Source organism: Sorangium sp. So ce693 (assembly GCF_051521375.1).
GTDB lineage: Bacteria > Myxococcota_A > Polyangia > Polyangiales > Polyangiaceae > Sorangium > Sorangium atrum.
Window position 1 is genome coordinate 9,193,348 of record NZ_CP150347.1, and the last position, 20,982, is coordinate 9,214,329.

16 protein-coding genes and 5 pseudogenes are annotated in these 20,982 nt (G+C 71.2%); 7 read left to right on the forward strand and 14 right to left on the reverse strand.

What is annotated here, in order from left to right:
- Window positions 1–29: 29 nt before the first annotated feature.
- Genes WMF14_RS34355 through WMF14_RS34365 form a run of 3 tightly spaced genes read right to left on the reverse strand, consistent with a single transcriptional unit; the run spans window position 30 to window position 2,707 of the window.
- Window positions 30–1,049: a DUF2891 domain-containing protein gene (locus WMF14_RS34355; protein ID WP_437793086.1), complete on the reverse strand. Its 1,020-nt coding sequence runs from the start codon at window positions 1,047–1,049 to the stop codon at window positions 30–32.
- 12 nt (window positions 1,050–1,061) lie between these two features.
- Window positions 1,062–2,018, reverse strand: a complete 957-nt coding sequence (locus tag WMF14_RS34360; protein ID WP_437793088.1) for a DUF979 domain-containing protein — start codon at window positions 2,016–2,018, stop codon at window positions 1,062–1,064.
- Complete coding sequence (locus tag WMF14_RS34365; RefSeq protein ID WP_437793089.1) at window positions 2,015–2,707, reverse strand: DUF969 domain-containing protein; 693 nt, start codon at window positions 2,705–2,707, stop codon at window positions 2,015–2,017. Before WMF14_RS34365 ends, WMF14_RS34360 begins: the two co-directional genes overlap by 4 nt.
- A 204-nt stretch (window positions 2,708–2,911) precedes the next feature.
- Here WMF14_RS34365 and WMF14_RS34370 point away from each other — a divergent pair, with 204 nt between their 5' ends.
- Window positions 2,912–3,349 (forward strand): GNAT family N-acetyltransferase, encoded by a 438-nt coding sequence (locus WMF14_RS34370; RefSeq protein WP_437793090.1) that lies wholly within the window; start codon window positions 2,912–2,914, stop codon window positions 3,347–3,349.
- A 51-nt stretch (window positions 3,350–3,400) separates the two neighbouring features.
- Here the strand turns inward: WMF14_RS34370 and WMF14_RS34375 are convergent.
- Window positions 3,401–3,757 (reverse strand): annotated as a pseudogene (locus WMF14_RS34375) (molybdopterin cofactor-binding domain-containing protein); the annotation flags it as partial.
- Between WMF14_RS34375 and WMF14_RS34380 the strand changes: the two are divergent.
- Window positions 3,648–4,448 (forward strand): LytTR family transcriptional regulator DNA-binding domain-containing protein, encoded by an 801-nt coding sequence (locus tag WMF14_RS34380; protein WP_437793092.1) that lies wholly within the window; start codon window positions 3,648–3,650, stop codon window positions 4,446–4,448. The pseudogene WMF14_RS34375 and the gene WMF14_RS34380 sit on opposite strands and share 110 nt — an antisense overlap.
- Before the next feature lie 90 nt (window positions 4,449–4,538).
- Here WMF14_RS34380 and WMF14_RS34385 read toward each other — a convergent pair whose 3' ends face one another.
- The 5 genes and pseudogenes from WMF14_RS34385 to WMF14_RS34405 form a co-directional block, all read right to left on the reverse strand.
- On the reverse strand, window positions 4,539–7,160 hold the full coding sequence (locus WMF14_RS34385; protein ID WP_437793093.1) for a transglutaminase-like domain-containing protein: 2,622 nt from the start codon (window positions 7,158–7,160) through the stop codon (window positions 4,539–4,541).
- Window positions 7,161–8,455: 1,295 nt separating this feature from the next.
- Window positions 8,456–8,926, reverse strand: coding sequence for a hypothetical protein (locus tag WMF14_RS34390; protein ID WP_437793095.1), 471 nt, complete (start codon window positions 8,924–8,926; stop codon window positions 8,456–8,458).
- A 136-nt stretch (window positions 8,927–9,062) separates the two neighbouring features.
- Window positions 9,063–9,182 (reverse strand): annotated as a pseudogene (locus tag WMF14_RS34395) (VOC family protein); the annotation flags it as partial.
- 128 nt (window positions 9,183–9,310) lie between these two features.
- A pseudogene (locus WMF14_RS34400) lies at window positions 9,311–9,388 on the reverse strand (hypothetical protein); the annotation flags it as partial.
- Between the two features lie 239 nt (window positions 9,389–9,627).
- Window positions 9,628–9,900 (reverse strand): annotated as a pseudogene (locus tag WMF14_RS34405) (transposase); the annotation flags it as partial.
- A 23-nt stretch (window positions 9,901–9,923) separates the two neighbouring features.
- On the opposite strand from WMF14_RS34405, the pseudogene WMF14_RS34410 reads away from it, so the two are divergent.
- A pseudogene (locus WMF14_RS34410) lies at window positions 9,924–10,157 on the forward strand (hypothetical protein); the annotation flags it as partial.
- Between the two features lie 191 nt (window positions 10,158–10,348).
- Here the strand turns inward: WMF14_RS34410 and WMF14_RS34415 are convergent.
- From WMF14_RS34415 to WMF14_RS34425, 3 genes are read right to left on the reverse strand one after another with little or no spacing between them, the layout of a single operon-like run.
- Window positions 10,349–12,640: a molybdopterin cofactor-binding domain-containing protein gene (locus WMF14_RS34415; RefSeq protein ID WP_437793097.1), complete on the reverse strand. Its 2,292-nt coding sequence runs from the start codon at window positions 12,638–12,640 to the stop codon at window positions 10,349–10,351.
- A gap of 2 nt (window positions 12,641–12,642) precedes the next feature.
- Window positions 12,643–13,101: a (2Fe-2S)-binding protein gene (locus WMF14_RS34420; RefSeq protein ID WP_272095274.1), complete on the reverse strand. Its 459-nt coding sequence runs from the start codon at window positions 13,099–13,101 to the stop codon at window positions 12,643–12,645.
- Complete coding sequence (locus WMF14_RS34425; RefSeq protein WP_437793099.1) at window positions 13,098–13,748, reverse strand: Isoquinoline 1-oxidoreductase subunit; 651 nt, start codon at window positions 13,746–13,748, stop codon at window positions 13,098–13,100. The genes WMF14_RS34420 and WMF14_RS34425 overlap by 4 nt, the downstream gene beginning before the upstream one ends.
- A gap of 379 nt (window positions 13,749–14,127) precedes the next feature.
- On the opposite strand from WMF14_RS34425, the gene WMF14_RS34430 reads away from it, so the two are divergent.
- The 4 genes from WMF14_RS34430 to WMF14_RS34445 all read left to right on the forward strand — a co-directional run bounded on the left by WMF14_RS34430 (window position 14,128) and on the right by WMF14_RS34445 (window position 18,287).
- Window positions 14,128–15,702, forward strand: a complete 1,575-nt coding sequence (locus WMF14_RS34430) for a serine/threonine-protein kinase (protein WP_437793101.1) — start codon at window positions 14,128–14,130, stop codon at window positions 15,700–15,702.
- A gap of 15 nt (window positions 15,703–15,717) precedes the next feature.
- A complete protein-coding gene (locus WMF14_RS34435) occupies window positions 15,718–16,650 on the forward strand; it encodes a PEGA domain-containing protein (RefSeq protein ID WP_437793103.1) in 933 nt (310 codons plus the stop codon).
- Complete coding sequence (locus WMF14_RS34440; RefSeq protein WP_437793105.1) at window positions 16,647–17,327, forward strand: hypothetical protein; 681 nt, start codon at window positions 16,647–16,649, stop codon at window positions 17,325–17,327. The genes WMF14_RS34435 and WMF14_RS34440 overlap by 4 nt, the downstream gene beginning before the upstream one ends.
- 633 nt (window positions 17,328–17,960) lie before the next feature.
- Window positions 17,961–18,287: a hypothetical protein gene (locus WMF14_RS34445; RefSeq protein WP_437793106.1), complete on the forward strand. Its 327-nt coding sequence runs from the start codon at window positions 17,961–17,963 to the stop codon at window positions 18,285–18,287.
- A gap of 126 nt (window positions 18,288–18,413) precedes the next feature.
- On the opposite strand, the gene WMF14_RS34450 is transcribed toward WMF14_RS34445, so the two are convergent.
- Together WMF14_RS34450 and WMF14_RS34455 are read right to left on the reverse strand one after the other, a co-directional pair.
- Window positions 18,414–19,118: a helix-turn-helix domain-containing protein gene (locus WMF14_RS34450; protein ID WP_437804347.1), complete on the reverse strand. Its 705-nt coding sequence runs from the start codon at window positions 19,116–19,118 to the stop codon at window positions 18,414–18,416.
- Between the two features lie 550 nt (window positions 19,119–19,668).
- Window positions 19,669–20,781: an RNA polymerase sigma factor gene (locus tag WMF14_RS34455; protein WP_437793108.1), complete on the reverse strand. Its 1,113-nt coding sequence runs from the start codon at window positions 20,779–20,781 to the stop codon at window positions 19,669–19,671.
- Window positions 20,782–20,982: the final 201 nt, after the last annotated feature.

A 20,982-nucleotide genomic window follows, 5' to 3' on the forward strand; every position in this document is an offset into this window, starting at 1 on the left:
AGCACAGCTCAGCGCGTCCCCGTGGCGCGTCAATCAGCGCCCTCGCCCAGCGCGAGGAGGGCGAAGCTCGCCAGCCAGTGCTCGCCCATGTAATCGCCGGCGACGTGCGGCAGGCTGGCGTCGAGGTGCCGCTCCGCCGCGTCGAGGGCGCGGGCGCGGACCGCGTCCCCTTCGGGAAGCGCCGCGGCGAGCGAGCGCCAGCACCAGGCGCGGCTCAGGTTGAGCCCGTCGAGGTGGGCGATCTTGCCGTCGCTCCGATCGCTGACCGTCGCTGGCTCGAACAGGGTCGCGGGCTCGCCCCGCGCCGCCCGCGGCAGGAACCGCGCGAACCAGGCGCGGAACTCCGGTCCGGGCAGGGCCCTGCGCATGCACTCGCCCTCCACGAGGGCGGGCGAGAGGAAATCGTCCTGCGAGGGCTCCCACGCCTGGCAGTCCGCGTCGCCGCCGTACCAGGCGCGCGCGGCCTCGGCGCAGCGCAGCGACAGCCGCTCGTCGCCCTTCACGGTGGCGTACTCCTGCGCGAGCGCCAGCGCGAAGGCGCTGTTCGTGTGCGCGCCGGCGCGGACCGGATACGTGGCCCTGGGCAGGTACTCGAGGAGCCGCCCCGCGAACGCGTCGCCGAGCGGGGCCAGCGCTGCCGACCAGCGCCGCCCGTCCTCGGTCTCGTACCGCGAGAGCTCGGCCGCCAGCATCAGCAGCCACGCCCACCCATAAGGCCTCTCGAAGCCGCGGCTCGACGGCCGCCGCAGATAGGCCAGCTCGCCGGAGACCTTGTCCTCCGTGAGCTGTGCGTCGAGCAGCCCGCGGACCGACGCGGCGCCGGGCACGCCCGGGAAGAGGCGGTGGATCCGCGCGAGGAGCCAGTGGCCGTGAACGCACGAGTGCCAGTCGAAGCTGCCGTAGAAGATGGGGTGAAGGTCGCGCGGGCCCTTCACGTCCTCGGGGCCGGCCATGACGTGATCGAGCTTGTTCGGATACTCCCGCGTCACGTGCCCGAGCGCGATGGCGGCGAAATGCGAGGCGATCTCGGGTGTCAGGACGTGCGTCATGGAATGGCGACCTCAGCGCCGGAAGACGAGCAGGTACATGAGGAGCGTGTTGCCGATCAGCAGGAGCAGCGCGGTGGGGAGCTGGACCTTGATCACGCCGTCGCGATCGGGCAATCCGAGCAGGGCCGCTGGGACGATGTTGAAGTTCGCGGCCATGGGGGTCATCAGCGTCCCGCAGAAGCCGGACAGCATGCCGAGGGCGCTCATGATCGCCGGGTCGCCGCCGAGCCGGCGCACGATCAGGGGGAGCCCCACGGCCGCGGTCATGACGGGAAACGCCGCGAAGGCGTTCCCCATGATCACCGTGAACAGCGCCATGCCCACGGTATAGGCGGCCACCGCGGCGAGGCGGCCGCCGCGCGGGAGCGCGCTCCCGGCCAGCTCGCCGACCACGTCCCCCACGCCCGCGGCCGCGAACACGACCCCGAGCGCGGCCAGCAGCTGGGGCAAGATCGCCGCCCAGCCCACGATGTCGAGCAGGCGCCGGCCTTCCTGCAGAGGCGCGAGCAGCGGCGGGCGCAGCCACGCCACGGAGACCACGAGCGCCAGCACCACGCCGAGGGCGAGCGAGATCAGCGTCGCCTGCTTCGGGTCGAGCAAGTGCGCGCCGCGGATCTCGACCCGCTTGAGGACCAGCGCGCCCAGGAGGGCGGTCGCCGGGATGATCAGCGCCGGGATGAAGAGCAGGTCGCCGCGCCGCTCGGCGCTGGCGCGCCGCTCCTCGGGTGTCGTGGTGGCGGGGCGCCCCTGGCCCAGGCCCCTGACGCCCGCGAGGAGCACGAGCGAGATCACGAGCACCCCGTTGCCGAGATCCCCGAGGCGCGAGCCGAAGAGGAAGCTCATCGCCAGGAGACCCCAGAACAGGGTGTTCTTCCACCGCCTCGAGTTCTCGCGGTCGACCGCGCTCAGGACGGCCGACGCCGCGAAGAACAGCCCTCCCACGACGTAGACGACATCGAGCGTGATCATTCGGGCGCCTTCCCCGCGTCCGCGCGGGCGAGCTCGCGGTGGAGCCGCCGATCGAGCAGGAGGAGCCGAGTCCCGTGGATCAGGAGCGCCAGCACCGCCGTGGGGATGGCCCAGACCGACAGCTGGAGCGGCTCGACGAAGATGCCGTTCTGCTCGAGGAACGCCTTGATCAGCAGGATCGACGCGATGGCGAGGAAGATGTCCTCTCCGAAGAACAGCGCCACGTTGTCGGCCGCCGCCGCCGAGGCGCGGATCAGCCAGCGCGTCCTGTCCGGCAGCGGTCCGTACCGGTTCTCCGCCACGGCCTCGGCCATGGGCGCGATCAGCGGCCGGACCATCTGCGCGTGGCCGCCGAGCGAGGTCAGGCCGAGCGCAGCGCTGAGCTGCCGCACCGCGAAGTACACGAGCAGGATGCGCCCGGTCGTGGCCGTCTTCACCCGCGAGATCAGCGCGCGCGCCCGCTCCTGGAGGCCCGAGCGCTCCAGCAGGCCGATGACCGGCAGGACGAGCCAGACAAGGCTCACATAACGGTTGTCGTTGAACGCCTTGCCCAGGACGGAGATCCCCTCGATGAGGCCCATCCCCGCCGAGAGGCTTGTCACGATGGCGGCCGCCGCGACGACCAGGAGCGGATGGATCCGGGCCACGAAGCCGACGACCACGACCGCGACCCCGAGGAACGTGAGCATGCTTCTTCCCCCGTGTTCGCAGCCACCGTGGCACGCCGGCGACGACACCGCCCATGAGCGCGCGCAGCACAGCGCGGCCGGCCGCCTCTCCTTGACGCCGGCCGGCGCCTCGGATGGCGTGCCCCGAGGCGACGGACACAAGGGTCGCCGACGAGGCCACGAGGGCTCGGCCCCGCAGCCTCAGCTCAACGGAGGATCGCCAGCGTGGACCACCAGACAAACGAAGAGCTCGTCATCTCGTCGGACAAATCGCGTCTCGACCTCGATGTTATCCACACCTTCCTGGCCTCTGCTTACTGGAGCAAGGGCATTCCTCGGGAGGTGGTCGAGAGGGCGATCGAGGGCTCGCTCTGCTTCGGCGTCTACAAGGCGGGCGCGCAGATCGGGTTCGCCCGGGTGATCACCGACCAGGCGACGTTCGCGTACCTGGCCGACGTGTTCATCGTCCAGGCGGAGCAACGAAAAGGGTACGGGAAAGCGCTGATCGCCCACATCACCGAGGCGCTCGGCCGGCTCCGGCTGCGGCGGACGTTGCTCGCCACCGCGGACGCGCACGGGCTCTACCGGCAGTTCGGCTTCACGCCCCTCGCGAAGCCGGACAGGATGATGGAGATCAACATCAGGGACATCTATCAACAGTAGAGCAAAAGAGGGACATCGTGAGCAGGGCGCGCTGCCCGGCCCGACACTCCGTCACAGCCCCAGGCGCCGCAGCGGGAGCTCCCGCGCGCGCGTCTTCGTCAACGCGAACACGGCGTTCGCGATCGCGGGCGCCACGGGCGGCACCCCAGGCTCCCCGACGCCCCCGGGCGGGGCGTCGCTCTTCACGATCTCCACGTGGATCCGCGCCGGCACCTCCGGGCTCCGCACCACCGGGTAGTCGCGGAAGTTCGTCTGCTCGACCGCGCCGCCCTTCATCGTGATGGCGCCGTGGAGCGCGATGCTCATCCCAAACACCACCGCGCCTTCCATCTGCGCGCGCACGCGGTCCAGGTTGACGACCGTGCCGGGGTCCGCGACGAGCCACACCTCGTCGACCTTCACCTTGCCGGCCACCGATCCCGAGCTCGCCGAGGAGACCCTGGGGCGGCTCGCCAAGCTCTTTCGCTACTCGCTCGAAGGCTCGGAGCGGCACGTCGTTCCGCTCGGCGACGAGATCGCCAACGTGACCGACTACTTGGAGGTCGAGACGATCCGCTTCCGGGAGCGGCTCCGGGTTGCGATCCTCGTGGACCCGGCGCTCCACTCCATCAAGGTGCCACCGATGCTGCTCCAGCCGCTCGTGGAGAACGCCGTCAAGCACGGCGCCAGCCGCCGCGTAGAGGGCGGCACGTTGCCCCTCCGCGCCGAGCTCGCCGGCGACGATCTGCTGCTGTTCGTGCTCGACGACGGCCCCGGGCCGGACGGCTCCAGCCACCGTGGAACCGGCACCAGCCTGCTGGATCTGCGGGAAAGGCTGCGACTCCTCCTCGTCACGCGTTTTCGCGCCGACGACAAGTACACGGCTTTCCTTTTCGACGGCGAGGAGCATCTTTTGCGCGAGAGCCTGAGCACGCTGGAGGAGCGCCTCGCGCCCTTCGGCTTCGTCCGCGTGCACCGGGCCGAGCTCGTTCGTGCAAACGCAGTGCGGGCGCTGACGCCGGACGCTGGTGGTGCGCTGCTCCACCTCTCCGATGGTCAGACCGTGACGGTGAGCCGTCGCTCCTTGCCAGCGCTGAAGCAGCTGCTCGGGCTGCGTTAGCGCCGCCGCTCATGTCGCACAGCGGCGGGCAGTCCGCGGTCCCTCTCCCGCCAGGGCTCTCTGCCGTGGCGGGAGGGGGTCTCGGCAGGTTCAGAACTGGAGGTCGAGGACGTACTGGACCGAGTCTCCCAGCTTGAGCCTGTCGTTCGGGTCGGGGTAGGCGTCATCCGGCTGGCCATGGTCGTGGAAGACGACGACGTACGACTCCCCCTCGGGCAGGGGATAGGTCGTCGCCCGATCCGCGCAGCGCGCCGGCACGGAGACGGTCCACCTGGGCGCCATGTCGGGCTCGTTCACGACGGGGGGGCCGTTGGGATCGACATAGGGCCCCACGCAGAGCACGGGCTGCAGGGTGCTCCCGCCAACCGTCCTGACGGAGACCGCCCTTGCCCCCGTGGTCGCCTTGCTGATGCGATAGACGTCCTTCTCGCCGCGCCCGAGGTAGCCCGTGACGCCGCTCTGCGTCAGCCAGAAGTCCGGTCCGGACTCGTACGCGGCCTGCAGGGACAGGACGTCGTCCGCGCCGACGTCGTCCGTGGGGCCCAGCGGATCCCAGGTGACGGTGTTCGTCGTCGTGCCGAGAGGCTTGTACCCCGAGAGCACGAACGCCGCCTTGCCGTACTGCGCCTGCGGCGCGATCCCCTCCGAGTAGCGCTCCCAGAGGAACTGATACGGGACGCTGCCGGAGGCATCGGGGTTGGTGGCGTCGAAGACGTACCAGGGACCGGTGTCGCTGTTCGGGGCCGAGCTGCTGTTCTGCGTCTTGCCGCCGTGATGGGGCACGGTCGGGATGTACGCCTCCGTGAAGAAATGGTTCCCCCAGCCGCCGAGGTTGCCGTTGCTGGACACGACCCGGGAAAGGACACCCGCGCTGCGCGCGATGGCCGCCAGGACCGGCGCGTAGTCATAGCACTGGGCGCCCATGACTCCGTCCTCCCAGGTGAGCTGCGAGTTGGGCTTTCCGTACTGGAGCGACTCGGCGGGATCCAGTCCATCGCTCAGGAAGATGGATGACACATCGCCCTGGTTGGTCGGCTGGCTGTACCGGTAACGCTGCGTGACGAGGCGATACAGCCGGCGCATGGTCTCGAACTCGCTCGTGGTCCCCTGCGCTGCCGCCACGGCGTGATCCAGGAACGAGAACTTCGACTCGTCCGTGGTCCGGCGGAACGCCGCGGTGAGCTTCGTGTGCACTTCGTACGGCGGCGACCACTCGTAGAGCACCGTGAAGTGGTCGCGGATGTTGTCCTGATCGCTGCCGTACGCGCCGTGCACGTTGACGCCATCCTCGTCCTCGTCGTAGCCGTACGTCTCGAGCTCTGCCTTGGAGATGGCGCCGCTGTCGACGAGCGGATAGGGGTTGTGGATCGCGTAGAACACGACGTCCTGACCGATCCGGGCGCCCGAAGGGGCGAAGGCGCGCACGAAGTAGCGTCCGACGGGCGCGTCGCCCGGCACGGTGATCCGCCAGTGCTCGCGGTTCCGGCTGGAGAACGCGCCGCTCGTGAAGATCCCTCCCCTGTAGTCGCCCTCGGCGGGCAGCGACTTCGCCCAGGGGACCTCCGCGCCCGTGGCGTCCGAGATGATCCGCAGCGTCGCGTTCTGGGTCCCGTTCAGGCTCGAGTCCTCGACGGCCACCGAGAACGTCGTGCCGCGGCGGACGGGCGGAGGACGGACCCCGTTCGTGACGGTGGAGCCCTGCGCGAAGGCCACGCCCTCGCTCCAGGCGTCGTAGTCGCCCGTGCGCATCGCGCCCTGGTAGAGGAACTGGACCCGGTCCCAGCTCGTCTTGGCGCCCGTCGGCGCGAAGCTCTTCTCGCTGACGCCGAACCAGAACTTGGCAGGATTGTAGTTGCTGGCGCCGAGCGAGAACTCGAGCGTGTGCTCCGCCGCGTTCAGCTGCCCCAGCGGGAAGTTGTAACGACCCTGATCGAACCCGCGGCGATAGAGCAGGTTGCCGTTCAGCTTCACGTTGTCGGCATGGGCGAACTGGCTGGGATCGGTGTTCCTGTAGGCGCCTCCCTTGAGGAACACCGGAGACGCCGAGCCATCCACGGCGACCTTGGCCTTGACCTGCACGGCGGCGCTCGGGGGGTCGACCCAGCCGATCTTCAGAGAGTTCCCGGAGACGTCGGTCGCCTTGAAGCTCAGGGTGCGGCCCGCGTTCGGGGCGACGTAGCTGAACTCGAAGCGGTACCAGCCCTGGCGTGAGCTGGAGAGCTCGTATACGCGCTGGCCGCTGCTGTTCGTCTGGTCGTGAACGCTCTGGTCAGGCTCTCCCGGGCGCGAGATGGCCTTGACGGCCTCGAACCTGTGGCTCGTGTCCACCTGCCCCGTCGACGTCTTCGCGGCGACCTCGAACCGGATCCTCTCCCCGTTCGTGTCGGGTTGATAGACGTGGACGATCTGCGTGAAGGTCCCCGAGCCGGAGAGCGTCTGCTCGACGGATTTCAGGTAGACCCTGCCAGGGGCCTCGAGGGCCCGGAGAGGCGCCAGGGTCTTCTGGAGCGCTTCGTCCGGGATGCTGGGGATGCTCGCGAGCTCCTGAGCGGAGGTCTCGACCGGGGTCTCGAGCGCGAGCTCGTCGTCGGCGCATCCGACGACCGGGCCGAGGGCGCCGAGGAACAAGAGGGCCAGAGCGTCGCCGTGACGGGCGGCGCGCCGGGTGCGACGAGACGTGACTTGCGTCGACGAGATGCTGGTGTCGATCATGATGCCTTCCTCGGAGATGCTGGGCCCCGCGCGCTCGGGCGGGCGTACGGCGTGAGATGCCCATCGCGGCAGGCCAGCTCGCCCGTGGGTGCGCAGTGCCCAGCATGGAGTAGATCCGACGGACATCTGGAGCATTGTAAATACATTTTCAAAATCGGAATCTGCATGTCCGCCATGCATCCTCTGCATGTCATCGCCGTCGCCTCGCGCGGGCGTGAGCGCCGCGGCGCTGGCGTGCGGTCCGCCGCGCTGGCGCGAGCTGCGGCGTGCGGGACCTCCTCGTCGATGCATCTGCCATGGCATCGGGGGCCCGTACGCTCCTGCCTCGGTCTCCTTGACGCGGCGGGGCGGGCGTCGGATACGCTGTCCAGGTCGTCGGATCCATGAGCACCTGGACTGTATGGTCAAATTCGGATCGAAGTGAGGTGGCGACGTCCGGTATGTTGCGGGATGTTTTTCGTCCCCCGCCCCGCATGCCTGCGCGCGTGCGTGCGCGTCCGTAAAAGCGCCACGGTGAGCGGCGCTGGCTCGATGGCTCGATGGCTCGCTGGGTCGAGCGCGTCGATTCCGTGCTATCCGCTCACCATTCAATGATTTCCGCTTGCCGACCGTGGGCTTCTTCCATGCACGTTCGCCGCTTCCCCCGAAGGGAGGATTCCATGGATGGTACGCTCGAGTCGATCTTCAACCTGCATGTCCTCACCACCGGCCGCCGGCTGTTCGCGCTCCGTCAGGTCCGCGCCATCGCCAAGGAGCAGCGCTTCACGGAGCTCGTGAAGCACTGCGCCACTGCCGTCGAACACGACCTCGCCACGCGCGCGCTGGAGCGCCGCTGGGCCGGCGAGCCCGTGGCCACGGAGGCGAATCCCGCCGCCCAGCGCATCGACGTGCGCGGAAGGCCAGGGGCTCCTGCTCGAGGCGGTCGCCATCATCCTGGGCAAGCACCACGAGCGCACCCGCGAGGGGACCGCGGCCCGGCTCGCGCTGCTCGCGCCGATTCTCCAGCAGGACGAGGCCGTCGGGCACTACCTGCGCGCGCGGCGCGCGATCGCGGACGTGAACCCGGAGACCGGCGAGGACGAGCCCGCCGCGCCGACGCCGCCGCCGGCCGCGGCGCCGGGCGCGCCGGAGCAGCCGCCGAGCGCGTGACAGCCGGACCCCACCGGCGCGCCAGGTGGAAGCGGATCGAGGTGGAGGAGCCGGCGACGTGACCATCGGCGCGACGGGCCGCCGCAAGGAGCTCTCGGATCACGAAACGGGACAGCACACCCCTTCGAGGCGGCGCGGCGCGGGCGTCATATCGAGGTGTTGCCGTACATCCACGCCGCGTCGAACCAGATGTTCCGGTCGCACCCCCCCGCGGCATAGTCGTTCTCCAGCGCGACCGCGAAGGAGTGCCAACCCGCCTCGAGCCACACTGCATCGGACGTCTGATGCGTCCAGCCGGTGCCGATCGGGCGCCGGCCGCGGGCCACGGCGTCGATGAGGAAGAGCGCGGCCGGATAGCCGCTGCAGATCGAGCCGGCCAGGCGCGCGTGGAGGACATACGAGCCCGCGGTCCCGACGTAAAAGTACTTGTAAGGTCCGCCGTCCCAGTTGAGCTGCAGGAACGCGTCGGCGTTGGCGCCCCAGCCGTACCCGACCGCGTACGGATACAAGTTAGACTGGATGGTCTCGGCCTCGATGTACCAATCCGCACGCGCGACGCTGGTGGCCGAGACGATCGCGAGCGCGCCCGCCGCCGCCGTAATCTTTGAAGTATTCAATGCTGCTCCAGTGGTTAAGCTCGGTCCAGTGTGGATTGTACGACGCGTCCTGCTTTGATGTCAAGCGCGCTCCGCGTCGCCTCGCTTCGTGAGGTCGCCAATGCCGCCGACCCGAGGGGCACGGGGCTCGCGCTGCTCAGAACGTGATCTTGATCGCGTCCGCCGACCTGTTCGCCGGCCCGTGATGGACGACCTCGATGTTGTTCCCGTCGGGATCGAGCACGAACGCCGCGTAATAGCCGGGATGGTACGGGCGCGCGTTCGTTGAGCCGGGCACGCGGCGCGCGCGCCCCGCAGCGCGCCGACGCCGCGCGCTCGGCTCCGCGGCGATCCGACGGTGATCAGCCCGAGGTTCGGCGCGAGCAGCGTCGGCGCGACGTTGTCCGCGGAATTGCCGCGCTGGGCATTCATCACAACGTGCATGGGCGGCTTGCCTGGAATCTGCGTGTATCCGATCCCCATCGTGTCCTGAAACCAGATGTCCTGGTCTGCCGGGTTGGACGCGATGGCCGCGGGCAAGCGGATAGGGACGGCTTCTCCATGCCTCTCGCCGGCCCCTTCGGCGCCTGCCTCGTCGGCATGGGCGTGTTCGTCGTCTTCTTGTCATCGCTGCCCGCGCTATCAGCTCCGGCGCGCTGCTCGCCCTTACACGCCTTCCCCGTCGCCTTCGGCACCACGACGTTGCGTTGCTTCGCATGCGGCGCGAGCACACCATGGTAGCGCACCAGCGGATGGCGCGGCGGCGGCACCAGCGCGGCGAGCCTCGCGAGAAACACAATTGGCGTCATCACCCGATGCGTTCCTTTTCGCCGCGGGTACTTCACCTGATAGGCCACCCGACCGTCGCGGAGGATGCTGAGCCGCTCCAAAGCAAAGCAGGGACGCGCACAATACCGGACGAGCCGCTCGCGCCCCTCGTCGTCGTAGCCCTCGATGCGCACCGCCGCCTCGACGTTGAAACCATCGAGCTCCACCGTGAGCGGCCCACGGCGCTTCGGCGGCGCGTCGCGTGCGCCTGGAGCAGGAGCTACCTGAGGGCATGGTCGGCGTCACCTGGACGTCGGACGAGGATGCGGACTGCGCCGTGCAAGCGAGCAAGATGTCTTGCGAGCTGGCGGAGCTGACAAAGTTCGACTCCTGGCCCATCACCGTGCGTGGCAAGCTCGATTATCGAGGGGAGAGGGTCGAGACATGGGCGACCGCCCGCAGCGACACGAAGGATCCGGACGAGAGCAACAACAGGTTCGGGCGCGTCGTACCGGAAGGGTTCCTCGGCGGGATCCCCAACTCGTCGCCGGACGGGGATGCCTCGAGCGGGTGCGCCTGCCGCCTCGTGGCATCGCCGGACAGCGCGGCGCCCCGGGCTCTTTGGCTCGCGCTCGCGGCCGCCTCACGAGAAGGGGCCCGCCGCAGCCGCTCCCGTCACAGCCCCAGGCGCCGCAGCGGGAGCTCCCGCGCGCGGGTCTTCGTCAAGGCGAACACCGCGTTCGCGATCGCGGGCGCCACCGGCGGCACCCCGGGCTCGCCGACGCCCCCGGGCGGGGCGTCGCTCTTCACGATCTCCACGTGGATCCGCGCCGGCACCTCGGGGCTCCGCACCACCGGGTAGTCGCGGAAGTTCGTCTGCTCGACCGCGCCGCCCTTCATCGTGATGGCGCCGTGGAGCGCGATGCTCATCCCGAAGACCACCGCGCCTTCCATCTGCGCGCGCACGCGGTCCAGGTTGATGACCGTGCCGGGGTCCGCGACGAGCCACACCTCGTCAACCTTCACCTTGCCGAGCGCGTCCTTCGAGACCGCGGCGACGACCGCCACGTACGTGAGGAAGCTCCGGTGCGCGGCGAGGCCGAGCGCGCGGCCCGCCTTGCGCGCGGCGTCCCACCCCGAGAGCTCCGTCACCCGCTCGATGACGTGCCGGAGGCGGCCCACGTCGACCGGGTGCTGCTCGATCGACGCCCCGTAGTTCGGGACCTTGTCGACGCCCAGCTCGGCGGGCGTCGCATGGCGCGCGGGGCCGAGCACCTCGAGCAGCACCTCGCGCGGATCGGCCTGCCGCGCGTGCGCGATCTCATCGATGAAGCTCTGCACCGCGAAGGCGTGGAAGATGTTGCAGACCGACCGGAGCCAGCCGATCCGGACGTGGGCCGGCGCGTCGCACGCCTCGGCGCGGACGTTCGGGGCCGAGAGCGCGAGATCGAGCACGCCGAGGCCGAGCTCGTTCTCGCTCGGGGTCTTCACCCTCGCGTCGAACGTCGACGGGATCGGCGGGAACGCCGTCCGGTGCAGCCAGGCGGTCACCTTGCCGCCCGCGTCGAGCCCCGCCGTGAGGTGCTGCGCGCTGACGGCGTGGAAGTAGCCGTTCTGCACGTCGTCCTCGCGCGTCCACTGCACGCGCACCGGCGCGCCGACCTCGCGCGCGAGCAGCGCCGCCTCGGCGACGTAGTCCGGCTTGGACTTCCGGCCGAAGCCGCCGCCGAGGAGCGTCACGTGCACGGTGACCTTGCCCTCGTCGACGCCGAGCGCCCGCGCCACCTCGGTCCGCGCGGCCTGCGGGTTCTGCGTCGGCGCCCACACCTCGCAGCCGTCCGCGTCGACCTTCGCCACCGCCGAGGGCGGCTCCATGGCCACATGCGCGAGGTGAGGCACGTAGTACTCGGCCTCGACCGTGCGCGCCGCCGCCTTGAGCGCCCCGTCGACGTCGCCGACCTTCCGCACGACCTTGCCCGGCGCGCGCACCGCGCGCGAGAGCGCCTCGCGGTAGCTCGCCGAGTCGTACGACGCGTTCGCGCCGTGATCCCACACGATCTCCAGCGCCGCCCGGCCGCGCATCGCGGCCCACGTCGTGTCTGCCACGACCGCCACGCCCCCGAGCGGCTGGAACCCCACCCCGACGCCCTTCGGCGCCGATAGCTCCACGAGCTTCTTCACGCCCGGGACCGCCAGCGCGCGCGCACCGTCGTACCGCACGACCTTGCCCCCCACGACCGGGGGGTGCGCGATGACCGCGGTGAGCATGCCCGGCAGGCGCACGTCCGCGCCGAACTGGGCCGCGCCCGTGACGATGGCCGGGCCGTCGAGCAGCGGGAGCAGGCCGCCGACGCGCTTGAACTCCGAGGTGGGGCGGAGCGCGACCGACGCCGCGTCGGGCACCGGGAGCTTCGCCGCGTCGGCCACGAGCTCGTTGAAGTCCAGCGAGCGCTTCGATTTCGCGTGGTGGACCGCGTGCTGCTGGGCGACGCACTCCGCGGCGGGGACGCGCCACCTCCTGGCCGCGGCCGCGACGAGCATCGCGCGCGCGGTCGCGCCCACGCGCCGCATCGGCTCGTAGCTGCCGCGCACGCTGCGCGAGCCGTCGGTGTTCTGATCGCCGTAGGCCTTGTCGCCCTCGGCTTGCACGATCTTGACCCGCGCCATGTCCGCGCCGAGCTCGTCGGCGACGAGGACCGGCAGCGAGCTGCGGATCCCCTGCCCCATCTCCGACCGGTGGCAGACGATCGACACCGTCCCGTCGGGCGCGATGTGGAGGAACACCCCGGTCCGGAGCCCCGGCTGCGCCTTCGCGCCGCCGGGCGTGGGCGGCGCAGGCGGCGGCCTGTCGACGTCGCCGCGCGCGGGCGGCGCGGCCTCGGCGACCCCGAGCGCGAGCCCGCCCACCGCGAGCCCGAGCCCCGCGAGGAAGGAGCGGCGGAGGAGGACGACGCGTTGCTGTTCCATCTTCACTCCGTGGGAAGGCCGGCGGCCTTGCGGACCGCCGCGCGGATGCGCGTGTACGTGCCGCACCGGCAGATGTTGCCGGCGAGCGACCTGTCGATGTCGTCGTTCGAGGGCCGCGGGTTCTTCCGCAGGAGCGCGGCCGCGCTCATGATCTGCCCCGCCTGGCAGAAGCCGCACTGCGGGACGCCGAGCTCCACCCACGCGCGCTGCAGCGGGTGATCGCCGGTGGGGCTGAGCCCCTCGATCGTCGTCACCGAGCCGCCCGCCGCGCGCTTCACCGGCGTCACGCAGGCGCGCACGGTCTCGCCGTCGAGGTGCACGACGCACGCCCCGCAGAGCGCCTGGCCGCAGCCGTACTTCGTCCCCGTGAGGCCGAGCACGTCGCGCAGCACCCAGAGGAGCGGCATGTCCGGATCCACGTCGAGCCTCTGCTCCGCGCCGTTCACCTTCAGGATGATCATCGTCGGGACTCCTCGGGCGGGCACGCCGCGCCCGCCTTCACCCATGCGTCGACGAGCGCGCCGAAGGCCGCCTGCGAGCCGGGCGCCTTCGTGCGGCCATGGCCGGGCGCCCACCCCCACGCCACGAGCTCGTCGCGCTCGGCGTGCTCGACGATCTGCGCGAGCGTCTTCTTGCCGTTGCGCGCCGGATCCTTGATCTGCGCGCAGATCGCCGCCGGCGACCGCCCGAGCCACGCCATCTCCGCCGGCGCGAGGTGCCAGCCCGGCGCCCCGGGGACGCGCGCGAGCTCGAGGTTCTGCGCCTGATGGCATGAGGTGCACTCCATCGCCGCCACCCCGCGATCGTTCGGACCGCGCTCGGCCGGCGGGCTGTGGCGCTCGCCGGCGTCGCCCTGGCGCGGGACGCCATCGTGAGGATGGCAGTTCACGCAGCGCGGGTGGAGAAGCACCTTGCTCGCCTCGAGGAAGAGCGAGGCCGCGCGCGCGTCGTCGTCCCGGATCGCCGCGAACGCCTCCGGACTGCGGAGCTCGCCCGGAGCGACGGGCGGAAGAGCGACCGGCCTGGGCGCCTCCGCGGGACGCGAGTCGCACGCCGCGGCGAGGAGGCCGACGCCAGCCAGCAGGGAACAGAGGAGGAGAGGCTGCATCGCCCGGCCTACCCTGGTGACCCGGCGCGCGGACGACAAGCCCCCAAGCGTGGTGACTCCGCGCGCAGACGACAAGCCCCTGCTCGACGCGCGCCCTTGTCGCGTCCAGCGTCCTAGCGTCCACCGACAGCGCAGCTCGCGTTACGTCACGGTTTCCGGCGACAGGCGGCGCGTGGAGCCCGCGACGACGGCGGCCGCGAGCCGTCCGTGAGCCGGTGTCGACGGCGCGCGCCGCAGCCGCTACCGCGCCTGTAGCGAACTGTCACGAGCGCGCCAGGCAGCGCGGCTCCACGCCACGTCAGGACCCCCCGACACCGGCGCATGTCCCGGCAACCCCTCCGCCGGAGCGATGGCTCGAGGCGTGCAAGCCGGCTCCGGCATGAGCAAGACGCTAGGAATAGGCGAGGCCACCCAGCCATCGCCCTGCCTGATCGCCCCAGCTGAGGCAGGCTGCCACACCGCGTCGAGCTCGGAGCGCGGTCCGCTGCCGGGGATGCACGTGGGCTCCCAGCTCCGCCTCATCCGCGCGCTCGGCCAGGGAGGGATGGGGAGCGTCTGGCTCGCCGAGCACGTCGCGCTCAGGACCCACGTCGCGGTGAAGTTCCTCCGCGACATGTACATGGACCACCCGCTGGCCATCGTGCGCCTCCACCGGGAAGCCGAGGCCGCGGCCCGCATCCAGAGCCCGCACGTGGTGCGCGTGTTCGACGTGAGCTTCACCGACCAGGGGGTCCCCTACATCGTGATGGAGCACCTGGAAGGGCAGACGCTGCAAGATCTGGTCGAGCGCCGCCGGCGGCTCTCGCTCGAGGAGACCGTCTCGATCCTTCGCCAGCTCTGCGCCGCGCTGGCCAGGGCGCACGAGGCGGGCATCGTTCACCGCGACATCAAGCCGGAGAACATCTTCCTCGTCGAAGGCGAGCGGGAGCCCTTCGTGAAGGTGCTCGACTTCGGCATCGCCAAGGACACCGCCGACGAGGCCGAGCGGCTCACGGTCACGGGCGCCATCCTGGGGACGCCGCACTTCATGTCGCCCGAGCAGATGGCGGGCGGAGCGCGGGTCGGACCGCACAGCGATCTCTGGGCCCTCGGCGTCGTGGCCTACTTCTGCTTGACCGGGCAGATCCCCTTCGGCGGCGCCACCGTCGCCGCGGTGGCGGTGGCGATCGACCGCGGGCCGCCCCCGCCGCCGTCCCGGCTCGCCCCGGAGGTGCCGCCCGCGATCGACGCCTGGGTCCTCTCGCTGCTCGAGCCCGACCCGGCGCGCCGCGCCCGGAGCGCCCGCGCCGTCCTCGATGCGCTGGACGCCGCCGTCGCCGCCCCGCGCGGCACGCGGCCCGCCCAGACCGAGGTCATGCCCCCGCGCGAGTCCCTCTGCTCGGGCGAAGGCTTCTCGTCCCTCGTGACCACGCTCATGCCGTTCGGCACGCTGGGCGCGGGCATGAGCTCGCCTCGGCATCGGGCGCGGACGCGCACCTGGGCCCTCGCGGCGGGCGCCGTCATGGGCCTCAGCACCCTGGCGTGGGCTGGGGCCTCCGGCGTCACCCGGACCGCGCCGGCAGCGCAGTCCGCGTCGCTCGCGATGGTGGCGGGTGGAGCGCCTGGGCGCGCCGCTCCCGCCGTCGAGCCCGCGGCCCAGTGCGCCACGATCGCGCAGCAGCCCGAGGCGCAGGCCGCGGCCACGGCGCCGCAGGTCGAGGCGCACGCCGCGGCCACGGCGCCGCAGGTCGAGGCGCAGGCCGCGGCCACGGCGCAGGCCGACGTCCGGCCGCCCCAGGCCGAGGCGCGGGCTGCGGCCACGGCGCAGCCTGCGGTCAGGGCGGTAGCCGACGCCGGGGTGCCGGCCGTGTCTGGCGCCCAGAACGCCCCGACGGCGGCGCTCGCCGCGCCGACCGCGACGCCAGGCAAGACGGTCGCGACGCGCACGCGCTGGCGCCGCGATCTCGGCTTCTGACAGGAGAGGAGACCCATGCGCCCCCGGCCCAGCACGCTGATGGTGATCGCCAGCCTGATCCTCGCGGCGCCGCCGGCGCTCGCCGGCGACGCGGCGGACACCAGCGGCGCCGCGGACGAGAAGGCGCGGCGCGACGCCCGGGAGCTCGTGTACCAGGGCGACGAGCTCTTCATCCTGAGGAGGTACGCGGAGGCGCTCCGCGCCTACCAGCGCGCCGAGCAGCTCGTCCGCGTGCCCTCGACCTCCATCGAGGTCGCGAAGGCGCTCGCCGCGATCGGCCGGCTCAGCGAGGCGCGCGAGCTCGCGGCCGCGATCGCCTCGTCGCGCGCGCTCCCGGGGGAGCCCTGGCCGTTCATGCAGGCGCGGCGCCGCGCCGACGCCCTGCGCGACGAGCTCGACGACCGCATCCCCCGGCTGAAGGTGCGGCTCGTGCCGAGCCCCGCCGGGGCCAGGCTCAGGGTCGACGGCCAGGAGGTGAAGGTCTCCTCGGAGGGGACCCTGATCGATCCTGGCAACCACTGGGTCGAGGTCGAGGCCGACGGCTACGTCGGCGCCCGGCAGCGGGTCTACGTCCCGGAGCGGGAGACCACGGCGCTCGACGTCGCCCTCACGCCGGAGCCCCGCCCGCACGGCGTCTCGCCGTGGGCCGTCGGCGGGTTCATCGCTTCGGGCGCCGGGCTGGCTGTGGGGATCGGCGTGGGCGCGGCCTACCTGAGCGCGAGGAGCGACCTCACCGAGGCGTGCCGGCAGGGCACCTCGGACTGCTCCGCGGGCACGCGCGGCGACGCGAACGCCCTGGGTTGGGTCTCGAACGTGGGGTTCGGCCTCGCGATCGCCGGCGCGGCCGTCGGCGGCATCGCCCTCGGCATGGAGCGCTCGAAGGCTCCGGAGTCGAGCGTCACCTGGGCGGTCGGTCCGGGCTACATCAGCATGCGAGGGACGCTGTGAGGGCACGCCGCGCTGCCGCCTGCGTGTTCGCCGCGTGGCTCGCCGGGTGTCAGGTCGTCGCCCCGCTGCCCGACGGCGAGGACGGCGCCACCTCGGCCGGGGGCGACGGCATCGACAGCGGCGCCGCCGCGGGCGACGCCGGCGACGGGAGCCCGGAGAGCTGGACTCCGCCCACGCAGGAGGGCGGCCCGTGCGAGATCGCCGCGTGCTCGGCGCACTGCGCCCGGTCGATGGATCTCTGCGAGCTCACGCCGCAGTATCCGTCGGTCGAGGCGTGCTGCACCCTCTGCGAGGCGATGCCGTCGCCCGAGGGGTATGCCGGGTGCCGCGCGGCGCAGGCCGGCGATCCCGCCGGCTGCACCGCGGCCGGGCCGCTCGGCCCCGAGGGCGACGCCGGGTGCGTCGGGCGGTGCGAGGCGATGTGCACGCTCTATGCGGCCATATGCCCGATCGAGCTCGCGGATATCGCGGCCTGCGAGGTCCTCTGCGCGCCCTTGCCGGCGCCGGAGGTGTTCGACGCGTGCGGTCCGCTCATGGCCGAGGGCTCGCTCGGGTGCAGTACGCAGCAGATCTACGCCGCGCTCGGCGCGGTCGACAAGAAGGAGCGCGACAAGGTGTGCCGCGACATCCTGGAAGGTCGCTGCCCCCCCAAGCCGGCGTGCGCGGGCGGCGACTAGCTCGATCCCGCCTCGCGAACGGCGCCGCAAGCGGGGAGTCTGCCTGCTCTCCGACGGTGCGTTCGCCTGGGCAGCCGATCCTTGGGAGCGGGAGGCGCTCGCCGCGGAGGCGGGCGGCGACGTGCCGTTCGGTGCGGCCCCGAGCACCGCGGGTGCTGCCGTGCCGTTCAGCGCAGCAGGCGCCGCCGTGCCGTTCGGCGCTGCGGGGGTCGCAGCGCCGGACGCCGCCGGTTCAGCCGGCGCCTCGTCGCCCGGGGCGGCGACGGTGTCGCTGTGCGTCGTCGCGCGGCCAGACTGCACGCCCATCGGTCCCGTGACCTTCAGCCCCCACGCTCACGAGGCCCAAGCATTCATGAGGATGTGACAGACTAATGGCCACTCTCTCGACACCCCCGGCGAGCGAACCAGAGAAAGTGGCGAGCATGCCATCGCGCTCAACGGTTTGGCCCATGAGGGCGAGCGCCGACGAGCTCCCAACAACCTGCATGGCTGCCCGGTGATCTGGCGAGTAGGCGCGGGGAATCGCTGGGCAGCCCGCTGCCCATTGCGGCTCGGGCTCGCGGCCCCATGGATCCACCAGCAGCGGCGTGAAAGAAGGTTTCGCGTCGGCGTGCAGGAAGGATTGAAAAATTCATGAAAATCGGCAGCACCTCTCTCGTCGTCGTCGCCATGTTGTCTGCACCTGCCATGGCACGCGCGGCTCCTCCGGTTGTCAGCTCGGTGTGGAAAGAAGCGCCGCTAGACCTGAATCAGTGCCTAGCTACGGCTCAGGTGGACTTTGGGCGCTATGGTTACCAGAACATCGTGATTGTTGGACACAGCGTATTGGCGACCACGGGCGACTATGGAGCAGCGATCACGTGCGCCCCAGGCAGGGGAGTAGCCACGTTCTTCGTGGCTGGGCCCAATTACGACGTCGTGCAAGCCATGATAGGCAACCTGAATTACGGCTATCGCTGATACGCCTAGTACTACAGCCGTACTTGGTTCGAGGTGCGGCTGTAGGCATCAAAATCGTCGAGAAATCCCTGTACGTCCGCACGCCTACAGCCGCAAATGGGCCGCAAGTACGGCTGTAGTACTAGTCTAGGCGCCGCGCCTCGGTTGCCTCGCGCTGCGAGAGTACGTCTCCGTGAGCCAGGTTCGCAGCCCGAGCGCGTTGATGCGGCGGTCGAGGGTCCTCCGGTTCACGGAGAGCGCCTCTGCGGCGCGCTCCACGTTGCCGGACGCGGCGGCGAGCGCATCGCGGACGGCGGCGGCATCGGCGTCTGCCGCCCGCTGCGCGGCCGGCGCCGAGAGCGAGGCTCCCACCCAACTAGCGGTAGCGTCGGTCAGAATCGATGCAATCTCAACATCGTTCAGCCGTTTGGACGTGCGGGCTATGAGTAGAGCCGAGGCCAGGCGCAGAGTCGCCTCGGTGCGGCGGCGCTCGTAGCTGACGCGTCCGTCTGAGTCGTCGCCATAGCGCTCCTTCCATACCGCGAGCGGAACGCCGCGAAGCGTAGCCTCGTGCACCCCCAACGTCTGCTCCGGTACCTCCCCTGCGGCGATCAGGTGCATCCAGGATCGAGCGGCATCCAGCTGCTCGACCTCGCAGATGGTGGCGTGCTGCTGGAGCAGCAGCAGCACCTGCCGCTCCAGCAGAGCCCGTTCCGTCGAGACCGCCACCAGGTGCTCAGCGAGGGAGCGCGCCCCCTGAGGGGAGAGCCGATCGAACGACACCGGATCTCGGCCCGTCGCCCAGAGCAGCACCCTCGTCTCGTCCCCGTCGTCAACGCACGCCTTCGCCATCACCGCGACCTCCGTTGCCAGGACAGTAGGACATAAATGTCCTACTGTCAAGCGGCCTCGGTCGGCGAGCCAACCGACGTTCCAGGCCGCTCACCCAACCGAGGGCCGCCGTACTGGAAGAGCACCGTCCTGCGCCGCAAGGCGCTCGGGGACGCCCCATAGCCGCAAGAACATTCCGGGCCAGACCAACGCCTGGAGGGCGACGTGTGCCCGCGGCACGCCGATGCGCCCCTTTGCACGCTCTGCGGCACGCTCGACCCGCTCTTTCGACCCATGAACGAGGCGTCGCGACGCGCGCGGTCCCGCCACTTCGGTTCACCCGCTACACTTCCTCGCGCAGCGATCCAGCTTCTTTTACCTACGCGCTACCGGAAAGTGGATGATCTGCAGCGGGTGAAGGGTCTTGGCCGGCGTTCCCTCCAACGACTGAGACCGCTCGTGGTCGTCGATCCACCGTGACGTCCGCGCGGCGCGGGCACGACCAGGGAGACGTGGCGCGCGAGAGTCGCCCTCTCTGGCCCATCATCCCGCCACCCCACGCGCGACGCGATCACCTCTGCGCCCCGATCGACCCGTGGCGTTCGCAGCGAACCCGCCGGAGGAGCGCGTCGCGCTCCGCGGTGTGCTCTCCGCGACCACGACGCTCGCGGTGCTCGTGCAGGAGACGGCACGCCGAGAGCTGTCCCTCGGTGGTCCCGAGCTCGAGCATCGCTCGCGCGCGCTCGAGCATCGGATCGATCCGAGCATGCGCCGCGCCGGAGTGCGCCCGGGGCGACACCTTGCCCGCGGCGGAGGCCGCGCGAGCCGTCGTGGTGCTGCCCTGATGGGCAGACACGGCGGAGGCCGTGACGGCCTCTCGCCGGATCGCGCTCTCGGGTCGGCCCAACCCCACGCCGCGCTGGTCGGCAGGCGCCGCCGGCATCTCGAGCGCGGGCTGCGCGCGCCCCGAGGCCGCGAGCAGCGGCGCTTCGACGAAGCCAGCCGCTGGGCCGGGCCAGGCAGCGCCCGCCCCGAGCACGAGCCCCGCCGCCGCCGTCCCATGCAGCTTGAACCGGCGAAGCCCGCGCAAGGCGTCGCGAAGCCAGGCACCGGAGAAGAAGGGCACGAAGCAGGGCACCGCGGGCTGCCTGCGCCGGTGCTGCGCCGCCTGCCAGCGCCCTGCCTCCTGCTCGATCTTGTCCCAGGCGGCAGCGAGCCGTGACTTGACGGTGTTCTCGGGGAGCGCGTGCGCCCCGGCGATCTCGGCGAGCGTCCGGCCCAGGAGCTCGTGCTCGATGAAGACCGTGCGACGTGCGTCGTCGAGCTTGTCGATGAAGCGCCAGAGGACGGAAGCCCGCTGGCGGGCGATCAAGGAGGCTTCCGGGCCCGGCCGCTCGTCCGAAGGATCCTCGTCCTGGAGGGGTGCGATCACCTCTTGCCGGCGGCGCGATCGCCGCCGGCTGTTGCGCACCACGTTTCTGACGAGCTCGTCCACATACGCCGCGGCGTCCCTCGCCAGGCCAATGCGCGCGCGGTTCTCCAGGATGCGAAGCCACGCGTCCTGGATGACGTCGTCGACGTCCTGAGCCGGCACGCGCATGGCGCGCGCGAGCCGGCGGAAGCGATCGGAACCAAGCGTACCAGGGGCCGCGATGGGCAGGCTCGCGGAGGTGCTCACATCCATGCACGTCCAGATGCTTCAGGCGCGAAAAGAGGTGACCCAATCGACCGGTGCGACGAAGAACGGTGCGCGAAGGTGCGTCCGCAGGGGGATAACGAGAAGGCCACGGCTCCGTTGAATCATTGCGCAGGCGACGTTGGATTTATCATGCAAAAGCGCAGCGCTCGGTATCCACACGCGCTTGCTGGGCCGACAGCCTCGTTG